This is a genomic window from Aerosakkonema funiforme FACHB-1375 (genome assembly GCF_014696265.1).
Taxonomy (GTDB): Bacteria; Cyanobacteriota; Cyanobacteriia; order Cyanobacteriales; family Aerosakkonemataceae; genus Aerosakkonema; species Aerosakkonema funiforme_A.
The window spans coordinates 48,574-70,806 of record NZ_JACJPW010000009.1 but is presented as its reverse complement, the minus strand read 5'-3'; the positions used below and the strand labels follow the sequence as shown (position 1 = coordinate 70,806).

17 protein-coding genes, 1 tRNA gene and 1 pseudogene are annotated in these 22,233 nt (G+C 43.2%); 9 read left to right on the top strand and 10 right to left on the bottom strand.

Annotation, left to right across the window (positions count from 1 at the left end; translation table 11 throughout):
* Positions 1–159 precede the first annotated feature (159 nt).
* Together H6G03_RS05260 and hisA are read left to right on the top strand one after the other, a co-directional pair.
* On the top strand, positions 160–1,833 hold the full coding sequence (locus H6G03_RS05260; RefSeq protein ID WP_190462785.1) for a transglutaminase-like domain-containing protein: 1,674 nt from the start codon (positions 160–162) through the stop codon (positions 1,831–1,833).
* A gap of 206 nt (positions 1,834–2,039) precedes the next feature.
* Positions 2,040–2,813: a 1-(5-phosphoribosyl)-5-[(5-phosphoribosylamino)methylideneamino]imidazole-4-carboxamide isomerase gene (hisA, locus tag H6G03_RS05255; RefSeq protein ID WP_190462783.1), complete on the top strand. Its 774-nt coding sequence runs from the start codon at positions 2,040–2,042 to the stop codon at positions 2,811–2,813.
* Between the two features lie 264 nt (positions 2,814–3,077).
* Here the strand turns inward: hisA and H6G03_RS05250 are convergent, their stop codons facing one another.
* Both H6G03_RS05250 and H6G03_RS05245 read right to left on the bottom strand, forming a co-directional pair.
* Complete coding sequence (locus H6G03_RS05250; protein WP_199315144.1) at positions 3,078–3,770, bottom strand: hypothetical protein; 693 nt, start codon at positions 3,768–3,770, stop codon at positions 3,078–3,080.
* A gap of 22 nt (positions 3,771–3,792) precedes the next feature.
* Entirely contained in the window at positions 3,793–6,939 is a 3,147-nt protein-coding gene (locus H6G03_RS05245) for an Eco57I restriction-modification methylase domain-containing protein (RefSeq protein ID WP_190462779.1), read from the bottom strand.
* A 167-nt stretch (positions 6,940–7,106) separates the two neighbouring features.
* On the opposite strand from H6G03_RS05245, the gene H6G03_RS05240 reads away from it, so the two are divergent.
* A complete protein-coding gene (locus H6G03_RS05240) occupies positions 7,107–7,622 on the top strand; it encodes a MerR family transcriptional regulator (protein ID WP_190462777.1) in 516 nt (171 codons plus the stop codon).
* A gap of 155 nt (positions 7,623–7,777) precedes the next feature.
* Here H6G03_RS05240 and H6G03_RS05235 read toward each other — a convergent pair.
* The 3 genes from H6G03_RS05235 to hisF form a co-directional block, all read right to left on the bottom strand.
* Positions 7,778–7,850, bottom strand: a tRNA-Ala gene (locus H6G03_RS05235).
* 66 nt (positions 7,851–7,916) lie between these two features.
* Positions 7,917–8,129 carry a hypothetical protein gene (locus H6G03_RS05230; protein WP_190462885.1) on the bottom strand — a complete coding sequence of 71 codons (213 nt, stop codon included), beginning with the start codon at positions 8,127–8,129 and terminating at the stop codon, positions 7,917–7,919.
* Between the two features lie 104 nt (positions 8,130–8,233).
* The gene (gene hisF / locus H6G03_RS05225) at positions 8,234–9,004 is read right to left on the bottom strand and encodes an imidazole glycerol phosphate synthase subunit HisF (protein ID WP_190462775.1); all 771 of its coding nucleotides are present in this window, start codon (positions 9,002–9,004) and stop codon (positions 8,234–8,236) included.
* Positions 9,005–9,084: 80 nt separating this feature from the next.
* Here hisF and ruvB point away from each other — a divergent pair, with 80 nt between their 5' ends.
* The 4 genes from ruvB (at position 9,085) to H6G03_RS05205 (ending at position 12,412) form a co-directional block, all read left to right on the top strand.
* Positions 9,085–10,176 carry a Holliday junction branch migration DNA helicase RuvB gene (ruvB, locus tag H6G03_RS05220; protein WP_190462773.1) on the top strand — a complete coding sequence of 364 codons (1,092 nt, stop codon included), beginning with the start codon at positions 9,085–9,087 and terminating at the stop codon, positions 10,174–10,176.
* Positions 10,177–10,210: 34 nt separating this feature from the next.
* Positions 10,211–10,807: a hypothetical protein gene (locus H6G03_RS05215; RefSeq protein ID WP_190462771.1), complete on the top strand. Its 597-nt coding sequence runs from the start codon at positions 10,211–10,213 to the stop codon at positions 10,805–10,807.
* 501 nt (positions 10,808–11,308) lie between these two features.
* Entirely contained in the window at positions 11,309–12,058 is a 750-nt protein-coding gene (locus tag H6G03_RS05210; protein ID WP_322111857.1) for a tetratricopeptide repeat protein, read from the top strand.
* Between the two features lie 45 nt (positions 12,059–12,103).
* On the top strand, positions 12,104–12,412 hold the full coding sequence (locus H6G03_RS05205; protein WP_190462769.1) for a Dabb family protein: 309 nt from the start codon (positions 12,104–12,106) through the stop codon (positions 12,410–12,412).
* Here H6G03_RS05205 and H6G03_RS05200 read toward each other — a convergent pair.
* Together H6G03_RS05200 and H6G03_RS05195 are read right to left on the bottom strand one after the other, a co-directional pair.
* On the bottom strand, positions 12,409–17,904 hold the full coding sequence (locus H6G03_RS05200) for a trifunctional serine/threonine-protein kinase/ATP-binding protein/sensor histidine kinase (protein WP_190462767.1): 5,496 nt from the start codon (positions 17,902–17,904) through the stop codon (positions 12,409–12,411). The two genes, H6G03_RS05205 and H6G03_RS05200, sit on opposite strands and share 4 nt — an antisense overlap.
* A 341-nt stretch (positions 17,905–18,245) precedes the next feature.
* Complete coding sequence (locus tag H6G03_RS05195; RefSeq protein ID WP_190462766.1) at positions 18,246–19,070, bottom strand: TIGR01548 family HAD-type hydrolase; 825 nt, start codon at positions 19,068–19,070, stop codon at positions 18,246–18,248.
* Between the two features lie 113 nt (positions 19,071–19,183).
* Here H6G03_RS05195 and H6G03_RS05190 point away from each other — a divergent pair, with 113 nt between their 5' ends.
* Positions 19,184–19,483: a 30S ribosomal protein PSRP-3 gene (locus H6G03_RS05190; RefSeq protein WP_190462764.1), complete on the top strand. Its 300-nt coding sequence runs from the start codon at positions 19,184–19,186 to the stop codon at positions 19,481–19,483.
* Positions 19,484–19,536: 53 nt separating this feature from the next.
* Here H6G03_RS05190 and H6G03_RS05185 read toward each other — a convergent pair whose 3' ends face one another.
* Positions 19,537–21,324: a serine/threonine-protein kinase gene (locus H6G03_RS05185; RefSeq protein WP_322111853.1), complete on the bottom strand. Its 1,788-nt coding sequence runs from the start codon at positions 21,322–21,324 to the stop codon at positions 19,537–19,539.
* Between the two features lie 155 nt (positions 21,325–21,479).
* On the opposite strand from H6G03_RS05185, the pseudogene H6G03_RS39715 reads away from it, so the two are divergent.
* Positions 21,480–21,584, top strand: a pseudogene (locus H6G03_RS39715) (Uma2 family endonuclease); the annotation flags it as partial.
* Between the two features lie 128 nt (positions 21,585–21,712).
* On the opposite strand, the gene H6G03_RS05175 reads toward H6G03_RS39715, so the two are convergent.
* Both H6G03_RS05175 and H6G03_RS05170 read right to left on the bottom strand, forming a co-directional pair.
* Positions 21,713–21,922 (bottom strand): type II toxin-antitoxin system HicA family toxin, encoded by a 210-nt coding sequence (locus H6G03_RS05175; RefSeq protein WP_190462880.1) that lies wholly within the window; start codon positions 21,920–21,922, stop codon positions 21,713–21,715.
* Positions 21,919–22,122 carry a type II toxin-antitoxin system HicB family antitoxin gene (locus tag H6G03_RS05170; protein WP_190462762.1) on the bottom strand — a complete coding sequence of 68 codons (204 nt, stop codon included), beginning with the start codon at positions 22,120–22,122 and terminating at the stop codon, positions 21,919–21,921. The genes H6G03_RS05175 and H6G03_RS05170 overlap by 4 nt, the downstream gene beginning before the upstream one ends.
* Positions 22,123–22,233 lie beyond the last annotated feature (111 nt).

Here is a 22,233-nt window from a genome sequence, read left to right as displayed (position 1 = left end):
GGGGAAATGAATAAGCAGATAAAATGACTTAATTTTAGGTGATGTTACCGCTCTTGCAGTTGCAAAATAGCAAACCTGTACAGTCGCATCGCATAACTCCCAGTTAGCTCGCGAAGGCTCTTTTTTTCGCACTACTATATATTTTCACCTGATTTGGCTATGATTACAGAAATGCTTGCTCCTCCACCAAGATCGAATTCCCAGACAAACCTGCTGCGACCCATTGGGGCTTACTCACTCCACGGCCTTGCTGTTGCGGGCGATCGGCTGATTGCCCTAGACTCGGCCAGGGGATATTTGCTCTCGATCGATCTCAACAGCGAGAATACTTCTATCTTAAACCCCGATCGCGTCGCCCAATTTGAGGGTGCCACAGGTTTGGGAATCTGGGAAGACACGATTTGGTTCACAAAAGAAGATTCCGTTTACTTTTGTACTCCGACGGATTTCACGCCGCAACATTTTGTGACTTTACCCTATACAGCCAATGGGATTGCGGTTTGGGAATCGACCCTTTACGTCACTTGTCAGAAAGCGGGCTACATCTTTATTTACAACCGCGCCACAGCTAGGCTGATTACCCAATTCTACTCACCTGGTATTGGAGTTGAGCATATCGCGGTGCGGGGTGAGGAACTCTGGGTTTCTGACGATATCGAACAAACGGTATATTGTCTGGAGCGGGCTACTGGTCAAATGCTGTTTAGCGTTCTGACGCCGTTTGAGAATCCGACTGGTTTGGCCTTCCAGACAAACCCCCAAACTGGTAAGGATAGCTTGTATGTAGCCTATGCTGGGGAGGAGGCTTACATCAGAGACGATCCGAATGCCAATCCACCACACCAATTAGAATATCGCGATCGCACTTTTATTCATCGCCTCCAGTTCCACTACAACCAGGAAGGACACTACGCCCTATCTAACGGCTTTCTGATCGAAATGTCCTACGTGGAGGAACTTCTACCCCTAGAGGCGGTGCATTTACAAAACGTGCAATGGCGCATCGCCTTACCATCGGAGACCCCTCGACAAAAAGTCCGTCAAATTTCTGCCGTCGGTCTTCCCTTTACAGAAGAAATTGTAGACGGACAGCGGATAGCAGTGTTTAAGTTTGACAACCTCAAACCGGACGAACGGCATTTGTTTGGTTGGAAGGCACTTGTGGAAGTTTACGGTATCAAGTATCGCCTCACACCGCGAGACTTGGAAAAGGTTCCCGACCTTTCGCCAGAATTTCAGCAGCGCTATTTAGTCGATGATGACGAGTTGGCGATGGATACCGATATTATCCGCAATGCTGCCATTGAAGCGATCGGCACCGAAACAAATTTGTTGCGGAAAGCTTATCGGATTCGTAACTACGTTTACGACAAACTTTCCTACGGCATCAAACCCCATATCGACCCACCAGACGTTGCCCTAGAACGAGGTGTCGGTTCCTGCGGCGAATATGTCGGTATTTTACTCGCTCTCTTCCGTTTAAACGGCATTGCCTGCCGCACGATTGGGCGCTACAAGTGTCCTCAGCAGGCAGATAAACTGGGCGTACCCCTGTATCCAGATTACAATCACGTTTGGTTGGAGTTCTACGTACCGGGTTTCGGCTGGTTGCCAATGGAATCCAATCCGGACGACGTGATCGATCGCGGGCCATACCCATCCCGTTTCTTCATGGGATTAGCTTGGTATCACGTTGAGATTGGTAAAGGCATTTCCTTTGAAAAGCTGAAAACTGATACTACTCCAGAAAGTGGAGAAGAAATTTCCATTGGCGAGTTAGCTATCAATCACATCCGCTTTACCATTCTGGAGGAATTGGAGGTTGGGAATTAGCTAGGGGTTAGGGGTTAGGGATTAGGGGCTAGGGAAAAGAGCGGGGGAGCGGGGGAGTGGGAGAGGGAAGAGGGAGAGGAAGAGGGAAAAGCGAAAAGTGAAAAGCGAAAATATTAATTCTTCGGCTCCCCCGCTCCCCTTAAAAAACCTATTCGAGCTAATCTGAAACAGGATGATTGTTTGAGAAGGCGTTGACAGAAAGGCGAATGGAAATTATCCCAGCAATCGATTTATTAGAAGGGCGATGTGTGCGGTTATATCAAGGAGATTACTCGCAATCGCAGGTATTTGACGAAAATCCAAGTTCGGTGGCGAAACAGTGGGTAGACCAAGGCGCAACGCGGCTGCACGTCGTAGATCTCGATGGCGCTAAAACTGGCGAACCGACGAACCTGAACGCGATCGCATCTATTGTGCGATCGGTGTCGGTGCCGATACAAGTGGGAGGCGGTTTGCGCGATCGCACCAGAGTCGCCCAAATGCTGGATATGGGCGTACAGCGGGCAATCCTGGGCACTGTGGCGGTGGAAAATCCCCAACTGGTAGGGGATCTGTGTCGGGAATTTCCCGGAAAGATTGTAGTAGGAATTGATGCCCGTAATGGCAAGGTAGCAACTCGCGGTTGGTTAGAAACTTCTGAAGTTGCCGCAGTACAACTGGCGCAGCAGATGGCGGAGTTAGGGGCTGCGGCAATAATTTATACCGATATCCATCGCGACGGTACACTACAAGGGCCGAACTTAGAAGCATTGCGAGAATTGATAACTAGCATTGCCATTCCCGTCATTGCTTCTGGCGGCGTTAGTTCCCTAACGGATCTTTTGAGTTTGCTGGCCCTCGAACCCTTGGGAGTAAAAGGTGCGATCGTCGGTCGCGCCCTGTATACTGGTGACGTTTCTCTGCAAGAAGCAATCCAAGCAGTAGGTTCGGGACGTTGGCAAGATGTCCCCCCAGATAGTGGTTTTTCTGCTTTTGCTTAATAAAGGAGAGGGAAGAGGGAGAGAGTAGGGGAGCGGGGAGTAAAAGAATTAATCTTTTGCCTTTTCCCTCTTCCCTCCTCCCTTTTCGCTCTTTATTACATATTTTTTTGTTGTTGCCAACCTTTTTTACTGGACTGGCGCTCTAGAAAACCTAGAGTATTGGATTAAGAGCAGCTTCGGAGAGACTACAAGTTCGGAGAGACTACAAGGGTTACGTTTAATCAGGAAAACTATATTTTGTAAACATAAAATTACCTCTAGCTCCTAAGATGTCGTGCAAGCAACTGCTTCAGCAATTTTTAGTATCAAATGGTGGCAGCGAAAGTCAACAGAATAGGGCTTTCCTGATGGAACTGTTCGCTTGTGTTCTGAGGTTTTATGGTCGCGATTTGGCAATTCTGGATGAGCGCAGAGCTTGCAGGGGATTTTTGCTTCAATGTTGGTGAAAGCGTTGTTTGGAAGACCCTTAAGAAGATAGCCCAGCATACCCGCTTCGCTAGAAAACGGTGCATATCGACACTTCAAAAAATTAGCATTTATCTCATTTATATATTTAGATACATCTCCATCTGAATGCAAAATTTTAGCTTCTATAGGCCACATAATTCTTCTATCGCCAAACATAACAAATGCGATATCATACTGAGGAGATTGTGCTGGAGGTTGCTCCCGCGTTTCAAATTCATAAGGGCCATGTTCAACATCAAATGGCTCCCAACCTGTCATGCGTCTACGAATTATGGGAACAAAGTTTTGAGTGAGGCTTCTTTCTAATTCCTCATAACTTTGATTCCAAGGAATAGTGGATAATACTTCTTTTTGAAATAAGTCATATCCCTCCCAAACGAATACAAGTAAAAGCATGGATTGGTCTTCACACCACTGTTTCGCTAATTGAACAAAATCAGGCGGAACTGGCAATGGCTGTATATCCTGAATTGTTAGTCGTCTCCTCATCACGCTATGACTCCTGGCTAACCTACGATTTCCCCTTAAAACCTGTGCGCCACATCATAATATCTGCGGCAACTTCATCGGCATCGCGTAATGCCATAGAGCGAGTCCAGTAGCGTATTTTATCTGGTTTGACAAGATAAACAGTAGGAATATTTTCTCCATCCAATCGAACAGAATCATATACTTTGGCAACACGCTGATAAAAAATTCCTCCCTCTTCTGTATCTTGCTGTTCCAATAACAACTTATTCAAGCCCTTTAATTGTGCAAGTAAATTCGTAGAGTCTATAGGCTCTATCTGTACTTCTTCATGGTTAGGTCTGTTGAGATGGATCGCAACTAACCGAACTGGAAGATAAGTTTGATTTTCCTCTTGAAATATAGTTGCACAAATATTCTTATTTTGACCAAATCCTGCTTTAATGACTCGCAAAAAATATGCACAATATACCCTAAGTTCTGGCTCGGCAATATCTTCAAATTCTCCCTTACTTCGCCGATGAGTTTTCTGTCGTCCTGGAGAAGAACTGTTTCCTTTAAAATCTTGTAACGTATAATTAAATAAATCCTCAATTAGTGTCCACTCGCTATCTTTGAATGAAAATGCTTCACATATCCGTAGATCTACATCATTAATGGTTTCAATATCCTGCAATAAACCTGAACGAGCTTCAGGGATTGGCACTCGTAACAAATCTCCAGGCTTAACTTCGGGAATATAACAGGCAAAGCGACCACTGGAAAGAAGCAGATAGTAAACAGCTAGCTTGCTGTTGTAAGTTAAACAAGCTGCTTCTAAAGCTGGCAATAATTCTTGTGGAGTATGTACACTAACATAACTCCCGGAGCAAATAATACCAGATTTAGTATTGTTTAATTGAGTAATAGCTGCCTCAAATCTTCCACTACTTTTCTGCCAACCTTGCTTGATAATCATTTGTGGCATTTCAAAAGCAGTGAAATCCGTTGATGCTCTTGAGTCGGTATAGGGATCATGATTGATATCAAGCTCTTGGACATCAAGAAACAAGAATGTGCCATTGGGAAATCGAGTAGATTGTAATATTCTTCTCCCAATGATTGTTTGTTGTGACTTCTTACGATCGCCTCGAATAACCCCTTGACGCTTTGCCACAATGCCATCAATTTCCAGCTTTTCTAAGTTTTGTTCCTGGCTCAATCTCCGCATCAAAGCTAAATCTCGTCTTCCCCCCCACATCAATGCCGTCCAAACAAAAGGATCTGCGATCGCCTCTTGTGGATAAATTAGATTAATGTCCTGTGGTTCTATGACGATGCGATAGTCGTCTTCATTAGTGTGGACTGGTTTGGGGCAGATATAGGACAAAGGTTCGCCATCAGGGGTATTAGCTGACATTGTAACGATGCAACTTGGTGAAATAGCATCTTTGAACAGCCCAAAACGTAAAGCAGATAGATTAACTATCTCCTCAACTTTGAATTCTGAAAAAAGCTTCTGCCTGTACTCTTTGGCAGTGCCAATTTGATTAAAAATTAGAACACCAGCAGGCTGCATCATTGCAATGCGCCCTCCTGCTTTAGTTAAAGCAGCAGCTTTAGGCAAAAAAAGTGGGCCTATATTTCCGTAAGTAATCTTCCACTTATCTCCTGCCCAAGACTGGGCGAGTCGAGTTACAGTATTTCTTCCCCAAGGCGCATTGCCTATAACCAAATCGTACTTAGCCGAATCTAACTGGGTGCGATAACCTTCTTTATCCTCTCGGAAAAAGTCTGCACAGACTAATTGATTCCCTCTTAATCTTGGAAAACGTACCTCCTGCCAATAATGACGAGGATCTATCTCGTCACACATGGTTAGGTAAAGACTAAAAGACGCAACTCTTACTGCTTGAGCATTAATATCAACCCCAAAAATGTTCTGTTCAAGCAGTGCTTTCAAAACATTTGATTTTATTTCCTCACCCGGATGAGCTTTTTTCCATCGGTGAATTAGTCGCTGAAAAGCTTTTACTAAGAAAATACCAGACCCACAAGCCGGGTCGAGAATCTTAATATCCCAGTCTTCACTATCCCAAGGAAGAACGCCATCAAGAATAAAGTCAACTATGTGTCCCGGCGTGTAATGAACGCCTTTATCATCATTACCTTCTCTAACAAACTCTTCATATATACTACTAATAAACTCAAGAGGGATTGCATCAAAGGAATACTGAGGCCAGAGACAACGCTGACCACTTTCCATCTCTAGCTCACCACTGATAAACTCTGCAAGTAAATTCAGGTGAGATTGAGTAACCTTTCGTTCCTCTGCTTGCCATTCTTGCTCGCGTTCTGCTTCTGAGCTTCCTTTCCCTGGAAATAAATCTCCATTAAATCTATTGTTAAGCCAGCGGAAAAAGTTATAAGTGTCTCTGTGATTTCTTAAAACTTCAGGAAATTTAGAATATCTAGCTAATAATTCTCCTCTCTCATGCAGTTCAATAAGGAACCTTGTATTCAATGCCGCGTTTCCCTTAGAATCTTTCCGATCGAAAAGGAATTGAATAAAAATAATTCTTGCTAGTAAATCATGGATAGTATCGTACTCAAGCCTCTGTTCTCTAAGTTGCTGACGGACGCTTTTCAGGTTACTAAGTAGCATCTGGTCAGCAGAGTGACTTCGTTGAAACCGCTTGTGATGTTCTTGAAAAAACTGACCAGACACTAAATCAGCCCAGTGGATGCGGAAGGTTTCAGCAGCCTGTTCTGAAAGAGATGCCTGACCAAACGATTCCAAATCGCTTCTAAAAATTTCAAATACTGGAGTTAGGGTGTCAGACTCAGCTGGAGGTTCTTCGTAGCACGTCCAAACTCGCAAGCGATCGGGTTCAGTAGTAATCAATGATGGGGAGCGAGAAAAGCTCCAAGCGAGTTTATAAGTTTCTCTAAGCGTAGCTTCTGACACTTGTCTGTCGAAATCGCAGACAATTGCAATGGGAGCTTCAGTTGCGTCACCATCAGGATTTGCTGCCAGTACTCCTACTTCTACACCAGCACTATCTGAAAGATTTCTTATAGTTCTTCCCAGTTTTTCCCTAGCCAGCCTTGCATAAATACTTGGCCCAGCACCAGTTGGCTCCATAACCTGCTCTGGGGAAGGCCAATAGAGCTTTTCGTGAGCTAGTTCAAGTAATCCAGAGTTCGGCATACTGTTGTTGAAGCTGCATCAGCGTCTAAAACAATGAGGCTACAAGCTACCTGAGAGTTTTTTGCTACTTTGCTACGTTCCCTCAATTGTATTACAATTTCGGTAAGGTTTAATAAAACGTATTCTGTTTCGTCAAAAAAGTAATACATAAGGTTCTGCATAACAGAATGGCTATCATAGAAGGCTTTACAAGACGGGAAACTCAGGAACTAACAGGGACAAGCTCGAATCGCCTGCAATACCTGGAAAGATCGCAACTGGTAATACCCCACAGAATTGGCACGTCCCGAAAGCCGACGGTTATTTACACTTGGGAACAGGTGTTAGAAATTCGGGCGATCAAAAATCTGAGGCAAGAGATTTCCCTTCAAACAGTGAGAAAAATTATCAAATTCTTAGACGAGAGCGGGTTTGACGACAGTTTGCGCGATAAACAGTTGGTTGTTATTGATGATGATGTATTCTGGGTTCAGCCAGATTGGACAGACTTTCCTGAGAAGATGCCTTCAGTTCTGAGAGTGGCGGGGAACAAAAGCAAAGATGTCGGTCAGTACGTCCTGCTGGTAATTCCTCCCTTGTCTGAAATTGTTAACGAGATATGGACAGCGGCAGAAAAATCCCAGGCAGTCGATTTTGAGAGCTTTAAGCAGCGGGCTAAAGCCAAACCTTCGAGAGCAGCATAAAGCAGTCACTCCCCAACTTATGCTATTAAATAGTCACCATTCCTGAGTAATGTACCACCTAAACCACGCCAGACAATAAACAGCGATCTCCTTAAAACTAAATATAAGATCGATACGCTCAGTAACCTGCCTTTAGAGTAATGTCTACATAAGTATGGAGCTAAGCGGACTCGAACCGCTGACATCTTCAATGCCATTGAAGCACTCTACCAACTGAGCTATAGCCCCTTTCGATGCTTTTCTATATTGCCTTAATTCTCCCCATGTTGTCAAGTACCTTTGCCGCAAATTTCCTTAATAAAGCGGATAGGTGTGCTGACTCATCTGGGCTATGTAGCCCATGCAGCCTCCGATGAGGAAATATACTACCAACATAGCGGCTGCGGACATGGCTACCAAAGTACCGGCGAGCATCAAGGAAAACTCTTGGCGATCGAATGCCTGTTGCATCAGGTGCAGCGACCAAGCCACTAGAGCCACATCAAACATTAGAATAGCAATCAACATATATTTACGAAATGTAACAGTTTTATCTATTCTAATATATGCCACGGCTGGCTCGATCGGATGTGGCGAGGGCTGAATCTGTCTCAGTGTATAGTTCTTAGATGCTACAGCACCCGGGTTGGCACGTGATGGGATGTTAAGTAAGTTTTAATTTCTGCTACGGAAAGTTGCCCGTAATGTAACAGGGATGCTAGCAGTGCGGCTTCCGCTTTACCCTCCGTGAGGGCGTCGTAAATGTGACCGCAGTTACCGGCTCCCCCGGAGGCAATTACGGGGATTTGCACGTTTTCGGCAATGGTGCGGGTCAATTCCAAATCGTAGCCAGCTTGGGTGCCGTCGGCGTCCATGCTTGTGACGAGAAGCTCTCCAGCGCCGCGTTGCTCGGCTTCTTTAGCCCAGGCGATCGCATCTAAGCCAGTATTTTCCCGCCCGCCCCGCACGTATACATCCCAACCTGGGTTATTGCCGTCTTGTCGCCGTCTGGCATCAATTGCTACCACGATACACTGATTGCCGAAGCGATCGCTGGCTCGATCGATAAAACCCGGATCGCGTACCGCCGCTGAATTGATGCTGACTTTATCCGCTCCGGCTCTTAACAATTGTTTAATCATTTCTAAGGACTGAATGCCGCCCCCAACTGTCAGAGGAATGAAAACCTGTTCTGCGGTGCGATATACCACATCGATGATAATTTCGCGGTCTTCGTGAGTTGCCGTAATATCGAGAAATACCAACTCATCCGCACCGGCATCGTTATAAACCTGCGCCAGTTCCACCGGATCGCCAGCATCCTTGAGATTGACAAAATTAATGCCTTTGACAACTCGCCCCGCTTTTACATCCAAGCAAGGTAAGATTCGTTTAGCTAGCATGGCAGTGTCTTGCGCTCCCCAAGTGATGATATTTAGAGACTATCGGAAAACCAATATTTAATTAATATAGATTTATAGTTATGGCGATAATTTCCTCCAAACAACAGCCCATCGAACCAGACCCCAAACCGAAGCAGCGTCGGGAGTCAAAGGACGATCGCAAAACTCCAAAAGCATCGCCAAAACTGGATTTACTGCAACCAACCGCAACAAGCGATGAAACCGACAAGCTGGAAGAGGGACTCAGACCCCAGCGATTTGCGGATTATATCGGTCAAAAAGACCTGAAAACGGTCTTGGAAATTGCCATCAAAGCAGCTAAAGGTAGAGGCGAGACGATGGATCACTTGCTATTGTACGGCCCGCCCGGTTTGGGCAAAACCACAATGGCACTGATCCTGGCGGCGGAAATGGGCACCACCTGTAAAATCACAGCTGCGCCGTCTCTAGAACGTCCGCGAGATATTGTGGGCTTGCTGGTGAGTCTCAAACCGGGTGAAATTTTGTTTATTGACGAAATTCATCGCCTGACGCGCATGGCAGAGGAACTTCTCTACCCAGCGATGGAAGATTTTCGAGTCGAAATTGCGATAGGTAAAGGTCAGAGCGCGAGGACTCGCAGTTTGCCGCTGTCGCCGTTTACTTTGGTGGGGGCAACAACTCGCGTGGGGTCGCTGACTTCGCCGTTGCGCGATCGCTTTGGTTTAATTCATCGGCTGCACTTTTACGAGCCAGAAGAATTAACAGAGATTGTACTGCGAAGTGCCGATCTTCTCAAAACTCCGATCGATCGCGAAGGAGCAGAGGAAATTGCCGGTCGAAGTCGCGGTACGCCGCGCATTGCCAACCGCTTGCTCAAACGGGTACGCGATTATACCCAAGTGAAAAATCTGGGGAAGATCGATCGAAAAATTGCCGACGAAGCATTAGAAGTCTTCAATGTCGATCCTCGCGGTTTGGATTGGACAGACCGCAAAGTGCTGAGTGTAATGATAGATAATTTTAAAGGGGGGCCAGTGGGAATCGAAACTATTGCCTCGGCAACTGGTGAAGATGTGCAAACAATTGAGGAAGTTTACGAGCCCTACTTGATGCAGATAGGATTTATGCTGCGGACGCCTCGCGGTCGAATGGTTACCCCAGCTGCTTGGCAACATATGGGTTATAAGTAGTTGAGATAAATTATATAAAGAAGAGGCTAAACTTATGAAAGAATTACTGACGGCTTTGGGTGGGATTTTGCTTGTTTTTATACTTTTAGTACTGGCTTTGGTAGTTGCGATCGTCGTTCTTTTGAAGGTTTTTCTACCCAAAGCAGCTAAGATGATGTCACAAGGAGCGGAAATCTGGCTGGATGCACAAAATTACGTTGATTCTGCTGTCTCGGAAATTATCAAAGACTGGAATTATTTAGAGCTATTGAAAAGAGCTACACCACAATTTCTTGAATCTGTGCAGCCTGAAGAATTAGAACGGGTTTTCTATTATTTTTTCCAACAGATAGGTAAACTGGAGTCCTACACGGGAGCTATTTGTAATGGAGTTTCTGGGCTGAACAAACAAGAGTTTGGCCAATTAATTGTCGGTGATTATGTTGCACAAGCAAAATTTACCAAAAAATCAGCTAAAATAAAGGGCCAGATTATTAAGCAAGATAATCAATGGTTTATTAATACATTCACTATTAGTAATGAAGGGATTACACTGGTGTTAGGATTGACAACTACTCCGGAAGCATTAGAGGAGGCATACAATAAAAAAATCAAGCTGGAAGGATTGCTTAAATATGACGATTACAAATAATATGTTGAGAGTTAAGAAAAGCAATTTATAAAAAAAACGATTATATATGGTGTAATGTAAGTAAAGGCTGACTGCTGACAACAGTCCATACATACTAGCCCAAAACACAACATTAGCTTTTGCGATCGTTCTATGATTCGTTGCATTCTAACTTTACTGACTGTACTGCTTGTTGCTATTTCAATTGGGTTTGTTAATATCTCGCCAGTGATGGCACAAACCGAAGCGCCACCTAGTATTACTGAAACAGAAACGCCATCAAGCGTCAGCGAAACGCCATCGAGTATTACTGAAACGGAAACGCCATCGAGCATTACTGAAACGGAAACGCCATCGAGTATTACTGAAACGGAAACGCCATCGAGTATTACTGAAACGGAAACGCCATCGAGTATTACTGAAACAGAAACGCCATCGAGTATTACTGAAACAGAAACGCCATCGAGTATTACTGAAACAGAAACGCCATCGAACGTCAGCCAAACAGAAACACCATCGAGCATTACTGAAACAGAAACGCCATCAAGTATTAGCGAAAAGGAGTTAGAGGAAAAGGTAAACGAAGTGGGACAAAAAGCGTTTAGCGCTACAGAAAATGGTGACTTTGCGACGGCTGAAACTTACTGGACTCAGCTGATAGAATTATTGCCGGATAACCCAGCGCTGTGGAGTAACCGGGGTAATTCTAAGGCTAGTCAAAACAAATTAGAAGAAGCGATCGCAGATTATAACAAAGCGATGGAACTTGCACCCAACGCACCCGATCCTTATTTGAATCGCGGTTCAGTTCTAGAAGCGCAAGGAAAATTTGATGAAGCTCTCGCCGATTACGATCGTCTCCTGGAACTGAGTCCCAATGATGCGATGGGATACAACAACCGGGCGAATGCGAAAGCCGGTTTGGGAGAATGGAAAGAAGCGATCGCAGATTACGAAAAAGCCTTTCAATTAGAACCCAATTTTGCCTTTGCTCGTGCCAACTACGCCCTCGCTCTCTATCAAACAGGTCAAATAGAAGTAGCGATTCGGACAATGAGAAATATCATCCGCAAATATCCTCAATTCCCCGATATGCGGGCAGCTTTGACAGCAGCTCTTTGGGTAAACGGACAACACGGCGAAGCCGAAAGTAACTGGGTAGCAGCTGTTGGACTCGACCCGCGTTATAAAGATATCAACTGGGTCAAAAATATCCGCCGCTGGCCTCCAACGGTGGTGAGTGCTTTGGAAAAGTTCATTAACCTTGAATAGTTGCGATCGCAAATAATTGAAGCAGTGGAATTAGGAATTATAGCCGTGACTCAAGTTCAACACATGGTTTTGTTCAAGTTTAAGCCTGAAGTGCCGTCTGAGAAAATTGATGACATTTTTACCAAGCTTTCTGAGCTTAAAAACTTAGTTCCAGGCATAACTTACTTTGCTGGTGGGCCGTACTCCAGCAGCGAGGGTTTAAACCAAGGTTTTACGCATGGATTTCTGATGACTTTCGATAGCGTTGAAGCCAGAGATAACTATTTGCCTCACCCGTTACACGAGAACATCAAAGCCGAGATAATTCCCTGCATTGACGACTTACTCACCTTTGATTTTGTCGTGCCGACTTAATGTTTCGGTTGAATGGGAATCTCAACGATAAACTCCGTTCCCTTTCCTGGTGCAGAAACACAAGTTAATTTTCCACCGTGTTTTTGTACGACAATTTCATAACAAACGGTTAATCCCAAGCCGGTGCCACTACCCACCGGCTTTGTCGTAAAAAAGGGGTCAAAAATCCTTTTTTGGACATCTTCGCTCATACCGGGGCCATTGTCAGCAATCCGAATTAGCACTCGATCGCTATCTTTAACTTCTGTGCGAATAAGAACTTGGGGACTTGGGATTTTCGATTTTCGATTTTGGGTTAAAAATTCCTCCGTTGCCCCTCTATCTTTCTCGTCTGCTTGTAGAAAGGGGAGGCGTTGGAGTTGGGATTTATTCTTTCCTTCTGACAAAGCATCGATCGCGAAGCGTGACTCCAAAGAGTCAATCGCATTACTCAAAATATTCATAAATACCTGATTGAGATCGGAAGCGTAACAGCTAATCTTAGGTAGCTGACCGTAATCTTTAATTACTTCAATATTAAACTTTGCCTGTGAAAGTCGATGCTGTAAAATTACCAGAGTACTATCAATACCAGAGTGAATATCTACCAGCTTCATATCCGATTCATCGTGGCGCGAGAAATTTCGCAATGACAGCACAATATTCCGAATGCGTTCTGCACCGACTTTCATCGAATCCAGGATTTTTTGCAAATCTTCTACCAAAAATTCCAGTTCTATCTCCTCAGTTGTCTTTTGAACTAAAGGTGTAGGATGCGGATATTCTCGCCGATAAACCTCAATCAGATGGAGCAGATCGCGCACATAGTTACTGGCATAATCAACATTCCCGTAAATGAAATTGATCGGGTTGTTAATTTCGTGAGCCACACCCGCCACCATCTGTCCCAAACTAGACATCTTTTCATTTTGAATAAGTTGAGATTGAGTGCGTTTAAGCTCGTGCAGCATTTGTTCGAGGCGGATATTTTTTTCGTTTAATTGCTGCGTTCTTTCAGCAACTTTTTGTTCTACGGAAGCATAGAGGAGAGCATTTTCTAGAGAGATAGCTGCCTGGGAAGAAAGCAGCCTTAAAACTTTTAGCCTATCGGGAGTGAACGCCCCAAATGTTAAATTATTTTCTAAGTAAAGGATGCCGATAAGTTTTCCTTGATTAAGGATAGGAGTACATAAGACTGATTTTAATTGCTGCTCTGCAATATAGCGATCGGCAGTAAATTTTTCCTCTGTGGCAGCATTACTTAATACTACATCAGAGCGAGTTCTTTCAACATAATTAATTACTGTCAGAGGCAAATTTTGGCTGGATTCTATTGGAGTAGATTGTTGTACGATTACTTCTTCTTCATCCACTGAAAATGATGCTTCTATCAGCATTTTTCCATCCCTTACCAAGATAAGAAATCCTTTTTGCGCCCCGGCATTTTCAATCAGTATTTTCATCAGAGAAGCCAGTAATTTTGCCAGCACAATTTCGCCGGAAATAGCTTGCGATGCTTTCATTACTGTATCTAAATCTAGCAGGTTAGCATCGCTGCCACTAGAGGTATATGTGACAGAGTTTAAGACTGCTGTCATCTGCAAGCCCTTTTGTATTGTGGCAATCAAATGGGGATATTTTTCTTCTAAATCTTGCACTTTGCGGTTGGCTCCCCAATGCTGGTAGCTGTAGTAAGCTTCTGTCATGTGGGTTTTGGCATACTTTTCTTTTCCTTGGCTTAACCAGAATTTAGCTGCTAGTTCATTGGCTAATGCTTCATTTTGAATAAAACCATTTTCATGGGCTGACTGAATAGCTCGATCGTACAAATCTATTGCCTCTAAATATCTACCATAAATGCGGGCTATTTCCGCTTCTACTAAAAAATACATATTTAGGAAGTTCTCTGGACATCTGTCTGCCCAAGTTTTCATCCGTTTTTGATTTTCCGATAATTGCTCATCATATTGTTTTTGTTCGGATTCTGTAGCTTCTGGGTATAGCGCTACCAGGGTGAGAGATAGGTAAAAATTACGTGCCGCGACTGATATATGGGTAAAAATAAAATAAATAGTTTTTTCTGATAATAAAGAGTACTTTAGTGCCTCGGAATACTGGCCATACAGATATAAAATTTGTAATTTTAAAATATAATATAAGCAAATCGCACCCATACTGTTATTGGTATGGCAATTGTCTACATACGGCTTTTCATCAATACGCTCCGAGGCAAAAACAAATTTTTCGCCAGTCAACCCAATTAAGTTTAATATCGAGATTTCTAATCCCAGCATCAGATCGGTTGATAAATAATTATTTGTTTTTTGTAAAAAAGCTAAATAATTAGCCGCTTCGGGAACGATTTGTTTCAAATTCTTGCCTTGATAGAACATATGAAATGTTTTAGATGCCAGGATGTAGCCAGCAAATTGTAAATCTCCGCATTCTAAGCCGGCTTGATATCCCTCATTACAAATAACCTGGGCTTCCTTCGTATGGTTAAACCAATGATTAAAACATTCGGAAAGCATGAAACAAGCTTTACATTTATAAGCTAGGCTGTTAAACTTTTGGCTCAGCTTTAAAGCTAGCAAAGCGAAATCATACCCTGATTCATAATCTCCCAAAAAGCAAGATAGGATAAGACCGTAAGATGAATAGCCAAAAGAAGATTCTGGCTGATTACCATATTTGAGGGAAATATTAACGATTTTTAAAGCAACTAAAGGGTAAATATCTCGATCGGATACACTTGTTGGCGCTATCAGTGTTGACAGAACTTTTAAAGCTAATATTTTTTCTGGTATTTCCATTATGTTTGCGTCAAGTAATGAAGCAATTTTTCGATCTTGTAAATTTATTTTTGCTTCATTAATTTCTGTAAATAATGCCGTTTGAAAATCTGAAGTTACTAACTCAATTCCTAGTAAAGCGAGAGCATTTCTCCCAGCTTTTATAGCCTCTTGATACTGTCCGCTTAGGGTGTGTTGTACAATTAATAAATTGTATATTTCTGCTTTTTCAATCGTTGTTTTTGCTTTGGATAAAATTGAATTAATTAATTTAATTGAGTAAGTAAAGTCACCATTTAAATACTCTACTTCTGCTCTTTCTTTATACAAATGTAAATTTAATTTATATTGGCTTTTCCAACTATTGTCAGTCAATAACTCTATTCCTGCTTTTAGATAGCCTAGAGCAGAAAGATAAGCAGTAGCTTGTTTGGCTTTTATGCCAGCTTCTAGATTCAATTTGGCCAAAGCGATTTTTTCTGGTTTTGCAGTTATCAATTCCCGCCCAGCATTGAGATGATCTATTAACTCAAAAATTCTTTCCGCTCGTTCTTTGGCTGGCACATTTGCTAGCAAAAGTCTACCTATTCTAAGATGAGTTGCTTTTTTCTGTTCATCATCAATTAGAATATAAGCAGCTTGTTGCACGCGATCGTGCAAAAATTTATAATTTAAAATAACCAAATGAGAATCGATCGCTTTCTCTTCCGTTGTCGCTTGTAACTCGGAAGTCGCCACAATTAATTCTTCCTGAATAGCTGGTAAAAGTTCTGTAAAAGTTTCCGTCTCAGATTTTTCATAAATGATCGAAAGCGTTTTTAAATCGAATTCATTCCCCACACAAGCTGCCAAGCGTAAAACTTGCTGGGTTGACTCTGGGAGTTTCTTTAATTTTGCTGTCATCAACTCCACTACGTTGTCAGTGATGCCCATCGCCTCAATTTGAGCTATATCCCATTGCCAAATTTTGCGATCTAAGTCAAATACAAGTAGCTTTTCTTCATATAAAGTATTGAGAAATTGATTGATAAAGAAGGGGTTTCCCTCTGTTTTACGCAGTACGAGTTCTGCAAATTGTGCGAGCGATTTCGGCTTTGCGTGCAAAGTGTCAGCAATTAAGTCAGTAACATGGATAATGTTCAAAGGAAATAAACTAATTTCGTTGATAATCACTCCCTCTTTCCCAGGCTCAGACTGGGAACGCAAATGATCGAGAGTTATCATTAACGGATGGGTGGGATCAACTTCGTTATCTCGATACGCGCCGATCAGAAACAGAGAATGAGTATAGGTATCGGTCACGATCAGCTCTATCAATTTGAGCGTAGCGGAGTCAGCCCACTGCAAATCATCTAGAAAGATAACGAAGGGGTGTTGCAGTTGACTGAATACCCGGATGAAGTTTTGGAAGACTAAATTAAAGCGGTTTTGCGATTCGGATGGCCCAAGTTCGGCCACTGCTGGTTGAGGTCCAATAATTAATTCTATTTCGGGAATTACATCTACTATTACTTTACCTTGTTGCCCCAGAGCAGCGCTTAATTTTTTTCGCCATGAATCTAGCTGAGTTTCAGTTTCAGTTAACAGTTGGCCGACTAATTCTTGAAAGGCTTTAATTACGGCACTGTAGGGAGTATTGCGCTGCAATTGGTCAAATTTTCCGCTGATGAAATAGCCTCGCTGCTGGGTAATAGGCTTATAAATTTCCTGTACGAGCGCGGATTTACCGATGCCGGAATAACCCGACACTAACATCATTTCTATTTCGCCTTGGCTGACGCGATCGAAGGCTGCGAGTAAAGTTTCTATTTCTGCTTCTCTGCCATACAATTTCTGCGGAATTTGAAACTTATCGGAAATGTCTTGGGTGCCAAGGGGGAATTCGGCAATATTACCTGTTTGTAATTGCCAAAGACATTTTTCCAAATCGGCTTTGATTCCCCAGGCACTTTGATATCTATCCTCTGCGGTTTTTGCTAACAACTTGATGACAATATTAGCAACGGCTTTAGGAATTTGTGGATTAATTTTCTGAGGATGATGCGGCTGTTTGGCGATGTGACAATGCACCAACTCCATGAGATCGATCGCCTCAAAAGGTAGCTTGTTTGTCAGCAGTTCGTAAAAGGTGGCTCCCAGCGAGTAAAAATCTGTGCGATAATCTAGCGATCGGTTCATTCTGCCCGTCTGTTCGGGCGACATATAAGCCAACGTTCCTTCTAAAAGATTGGGATTTTTTAATGTAAGTTGCTCGCGTGTTAAAACTGTGGAAATACCAAAATCTATAATTTTAACTTTCTGTGTTTCTGGGTTAAAAACAATATTCGATGGGTTAATATCTTTGTGGATGATATTCTGCTGGTGGATTTGCCCCAAAATATCAACTACCTGAATGGCTATTACGAAAAAATCTGATAGGGAGAACTTTCGATAACTCATCAATATTTTTAACGATTCGCCGCCAAAGTCCTCCAGTATCATCACCAGAGTGTTCTGATATTGTTGTAACTCATAAGCTTTGACAACACCCTCTAAGTTGAGGTTGCTGGTAATTTCATATTCTTGCTTATATCTGGTGAGTTCTTGCGGCGTCGGATAGTCTTGTTTGAGGACTTTGAGAATCACAGGTAAATTATCCCGACTTCGGCGTCCTCGATAGACAAGGGAATTGGTACTTTCATAAATTAAAGCGGAAATATCGTAACCTGTCAGTTTTATCATACTTGTATTTTGGGGATATAAAGTTATTTATCTAACCTTCTTCTTGAATAATAAACACGCCAAAGCTTAAGCGGGTTAAAAATATATAAAGTAACAACAAAAATTATTAGTAAATTCCAGGAGGTCGCGCATATATTTTCTATTTCGCACAAATTTAAAATAAGTATAAAAAAAACAAAATATTACCTATTTCAGATAGAAATACTTTTTTAGAGCTAAAGGTCAATGGTGCGTATGGCATAGAAAAAGCATTGCCACACAAGCATTTAGCTTAATTAATAACTCTAAATTATCAAGCAAATAGTAGGAGGGACAACCGCATTGCAATGTATAAATTAATACTATGCAGGTCTCTGTAACAATTCGCGAATCCGAGATGGAGTCAACTCTTGCACGTTGTTAAAAATTACAATTGCACCAGCCTGCTTGAGATTGGCGGTGTAGGCATCGAGACGATCGGGCGTATGCTGAAGATGGGGTGGCAAAATTCCGACACCAATCCAACGGCGAGTGGGTTGGACTAAACGCGCCTTCTCGGCAGTCAACATATCGGCAACCGTATCGCCAACATAAATAACGGGTGTTGCAGTATCTATTGATGACTGATTCTCCAACTGATGCACAGCTGCTAACAAACCTGTAGGATCGGGTTTACCGGGTGCATCCTCCATCGCGATCAGTACCGGCGAGTTTAAACCGAGGCGTCCTGACAAAACATAAGCAGCTTCGGCGCAGGGCGCACCGCTAAAAAAGCCCCAAGGAATGCCAGCTGCGGTCAAATTTTCCAGATAGCTTGGCTGTAGCAATAACGCTTCGTCACATATATAACCTGTCCAATTTTGAGAATCTGGCCCCTGATACCGGGACTGGAAAAAGTCGATGAGGATTTGGTAGTCTAACGCAACTTGATGGCGTTGCTGGCCTTGTTCCTCAAAATATCGATACACTAACTCCTGGGAAGCCTCCCAGTCGTTGTTCCAGATGCCTTCCGACTTGAGCTTGTCCATATCTGTTTGTGTTGGGCGATAAGCGCCACCAGTGAAATGCTCTACCGTATCGGCGATCGCTCTGCGATACGACCCCGCCACGTCGCGGACGACACCATCAATATCGAAAATGACGATCGCATCGGTGGAGTTTGATTGGCGGCTAGTTTCTTGGGTCAATGTTCTGCACCTGGTAATATTTTGGGAATGGATTTGTTGAGCGAAGGAATCAGTACGCTATTATAGTAAGGTTGTACAGTAACTGAAAGTCTGAGTCGAACTCGGAGGTGTGATTGTCGAGGTTCATTTTAAAGGTTCTCTGGCTGGAGAAAGATGTAGCGATCGCTGTTGACCAAGTTGTAGGTAAAGGAACCAGCCCTTTAACAAAATACTTTTTCTGGCCCAGGAACGATGCTTGGGAAGAACTCAAAAGCGAGCTGGAAGCCAAACATTGGATCTCCGAGCACGAACGTGTCGAGCTGCTCAACAAAGCGACAGAAGTGATTAACTACTGGCAGGAAGAAGGCAGACGTCGCCCGATGTCTGAAGCTCAGGGTAAATTCCCAGAAGTAGCTTTTACAGGTAGCGCGTGAACTGCCGCACACCGACCGCTAGACGGTGTGGTGCGGGATAAATGCTGTTTAAGCTAAAATTTGCCAACAAGTTGCCATATTTTGATGGTCTTGTCCTTGCTACCGCTGGCAAGGATATTTCCATAAGGGCTAATCGCAAGTGCAGAAACGGAATCTGAATGCTGGGCGAGGGTGGCAATTTCTTCACCGCTGCTTACCCTCCATATTTTTACAGTTTTGTCCCAACTGGCGCTAAACAACATTTCGCCATCAGGACTAAAGGCAAGTGCGACGACTGTCCAAGAGTGACCCGCAAGCGTGCGGATTTCTCGTCCGGTCTTCAAGTCCCACAATTTGACGGTTTTATCGTCGCTACCGGTGGCGAGGAGATTACCTTGAGGGCTAAATGCGGCGGTAAAGACCGGCCAGGAATGACCTGCAAGGGTATAACGAAGTTGGGGGCAAAATTCGGAACGATCGACAGAAGTTAAATCCCACAATCGCACAGTTCGATCGAAACTGGTACTGGCGAGTAGCACAGGCGTCCCGCCTGTGGCATTATATGGGTTAAAAGCAACGGCAGTCACCTGCAACTGATGCCCAACTAATGTGCAAATAGCTTGTTTGCTATTGATATCCCACAATTTAATTGTTTTATCCCAACTTGCGCTGGCTAGTAGCGCAGGCGTCCCGCTTGTGAGATGGGATGGACTAAACGCGAGTGATTTAACAGCGTGAGAATGTCCGGTGAGGGTGGCAATTTCCTTACCTGTGCTGACGTGCCACAATTTAATTGTGCGATCGTCGCTTCCCGTTGCTAAAATTGACCCGTCCGGACTAAAGGCAACGCATTTAACAAAGTGCGAATGTCCGGAGAGACTAAAAATCAATTCCCCAGTCTCTAAATTCCACAATTTAACAGTTTTGTCATCGCCACCGCTGGCTATAATTTTACCATCCGGGCCGATCGCAACTGCATTCACACAAGCAGATGAACCTGAATGTCCGGTGAGGGTGTGTATGCAGCGCCAAGCAGGATTTTCGATTGGGGATTTGGGATTTGGGATTTTGAATTGGATACCGATTGTTTGCATAACTTCGTCAGCAGATTGAAAGCGAAGGTTAACGGTATTTTGGAGTAATTTATCTAAGATGTAAGAGAGACGATCGCTCACATTATCCGTCAAATACTGTCGCCAAACCCAACAATTATTCCCCACATCAAACAAATTAAACGGAGAAATCCCCGTCAGCAGGTAAATGCAAGTTACTCCTAAGCTGTAAAGGTCGCTGGCAAAAATCGCCTTTCCTTGCGCTTGTTCCGGTGCGGCATATTCCGCACTACCGCTACTCGTGCCGATATTCACCGCTTCAGCAGCACTAAAATCAACCAATATAAAGCGATCGTCCGAACTGCGACGAATGATATTTTGTGGTTTAATATCGCCGTGAATTACTTGCTGTGAGTGGATAAACTGCAAGATTGGCAACAACTCATCTAAAAGTTGCCAAATTTGAGATTCCTTAAAAACACCCTCTGACTCAACTGCTTCTGCCAAATTGCTGCCATCAATAAACTCTTGCACCAAGTAGAAATTTCCCGCTGCTGTAAAGTAATCTAAAACTGCCGGTATTTGTGGGTGTTTGCCTAATTTTTCCAGTCGTTGCGCTGACCGATAAAATAATTCAGCACATTTTGTTAAAGCTGCTGGCGTTTGCTCTTGAGGCTGCAATTGTTCGATCGCACAAGGAGATGCAGGAGATTGAGCTTCATCAACAGCCAGGAAAGTTCTGCCAAATCTGCCTTGCGCGATTGGTTTAACCAAGCGGTAACGTTCTTTGAGTGGCAAATCTTGTGTCACAATATGAGGTTTAAGTAGTCGATAGTTTGGACGCTCACCTGCGTTTATTCTATTTTAAATTAACTGCCAGGAAAAACAACTCATCGTTATAATTGTCCATACAATATTGCGATCGCCAATGTTATACTAAGATGAAGCGTTTGCTTTCTCAAACTATGCAGCTTACCGAACAGCAATATTACTCCCCAGAAGAATACCTAGCACTGGAGGAAGTAGCTGACTATAAAAGCGAATACATTGACGGTCAAATTTTTCCTATGACAGCAACCCAACCTACGGATCGATCGCACGGATGAAGAGGTAATAAATAATTCACGCGATCGCAATTTCTCCCAAACGTTTGAGAATGTGCAACACATTATATAGTTGCTTGCAAATCTGACTCTATTTATAATAAATCGGTTTCTGTCAAACCTGCTATTTTCATCAAAGCTTTTAATGTGCCTATTTTTAAATCTTTATTGCTATGAACGGGAATAGATAAAATCTCATTTACTTCATCTTTTTGATAAATATGATGGCTGGCGGTAATTCGTTTTAACAACCATCCTCTTTCCTCAACTATTTTACAAAGCTTTTTCCCGGATATCGACTTTATACTAAAATTTCTACCACTTTTTCTGAGTCGTTATTCACCTGAATTTCGTTAGCCACTTCTAACCAACCTTGAATGGCATCTTGTAAGTTAAAGATAACTTCTTCATAAGTATCACCTTCAGTAATACATCCTGGTAAGGCGGGAACTTCTGCCCAATATCCTCCTTCTTCAGCGGGATGTATAATTGCTTTTATTTTCATGTTTATCTTTAGAAAGAATCAGAGTTTTCTTGATTATAGCAGAATAAGAGCGTCCTTAAACTTCGCGCCCAGGTTCAAACCTGGGCGCGAGAAAGTTAACTAAGGTGGGCA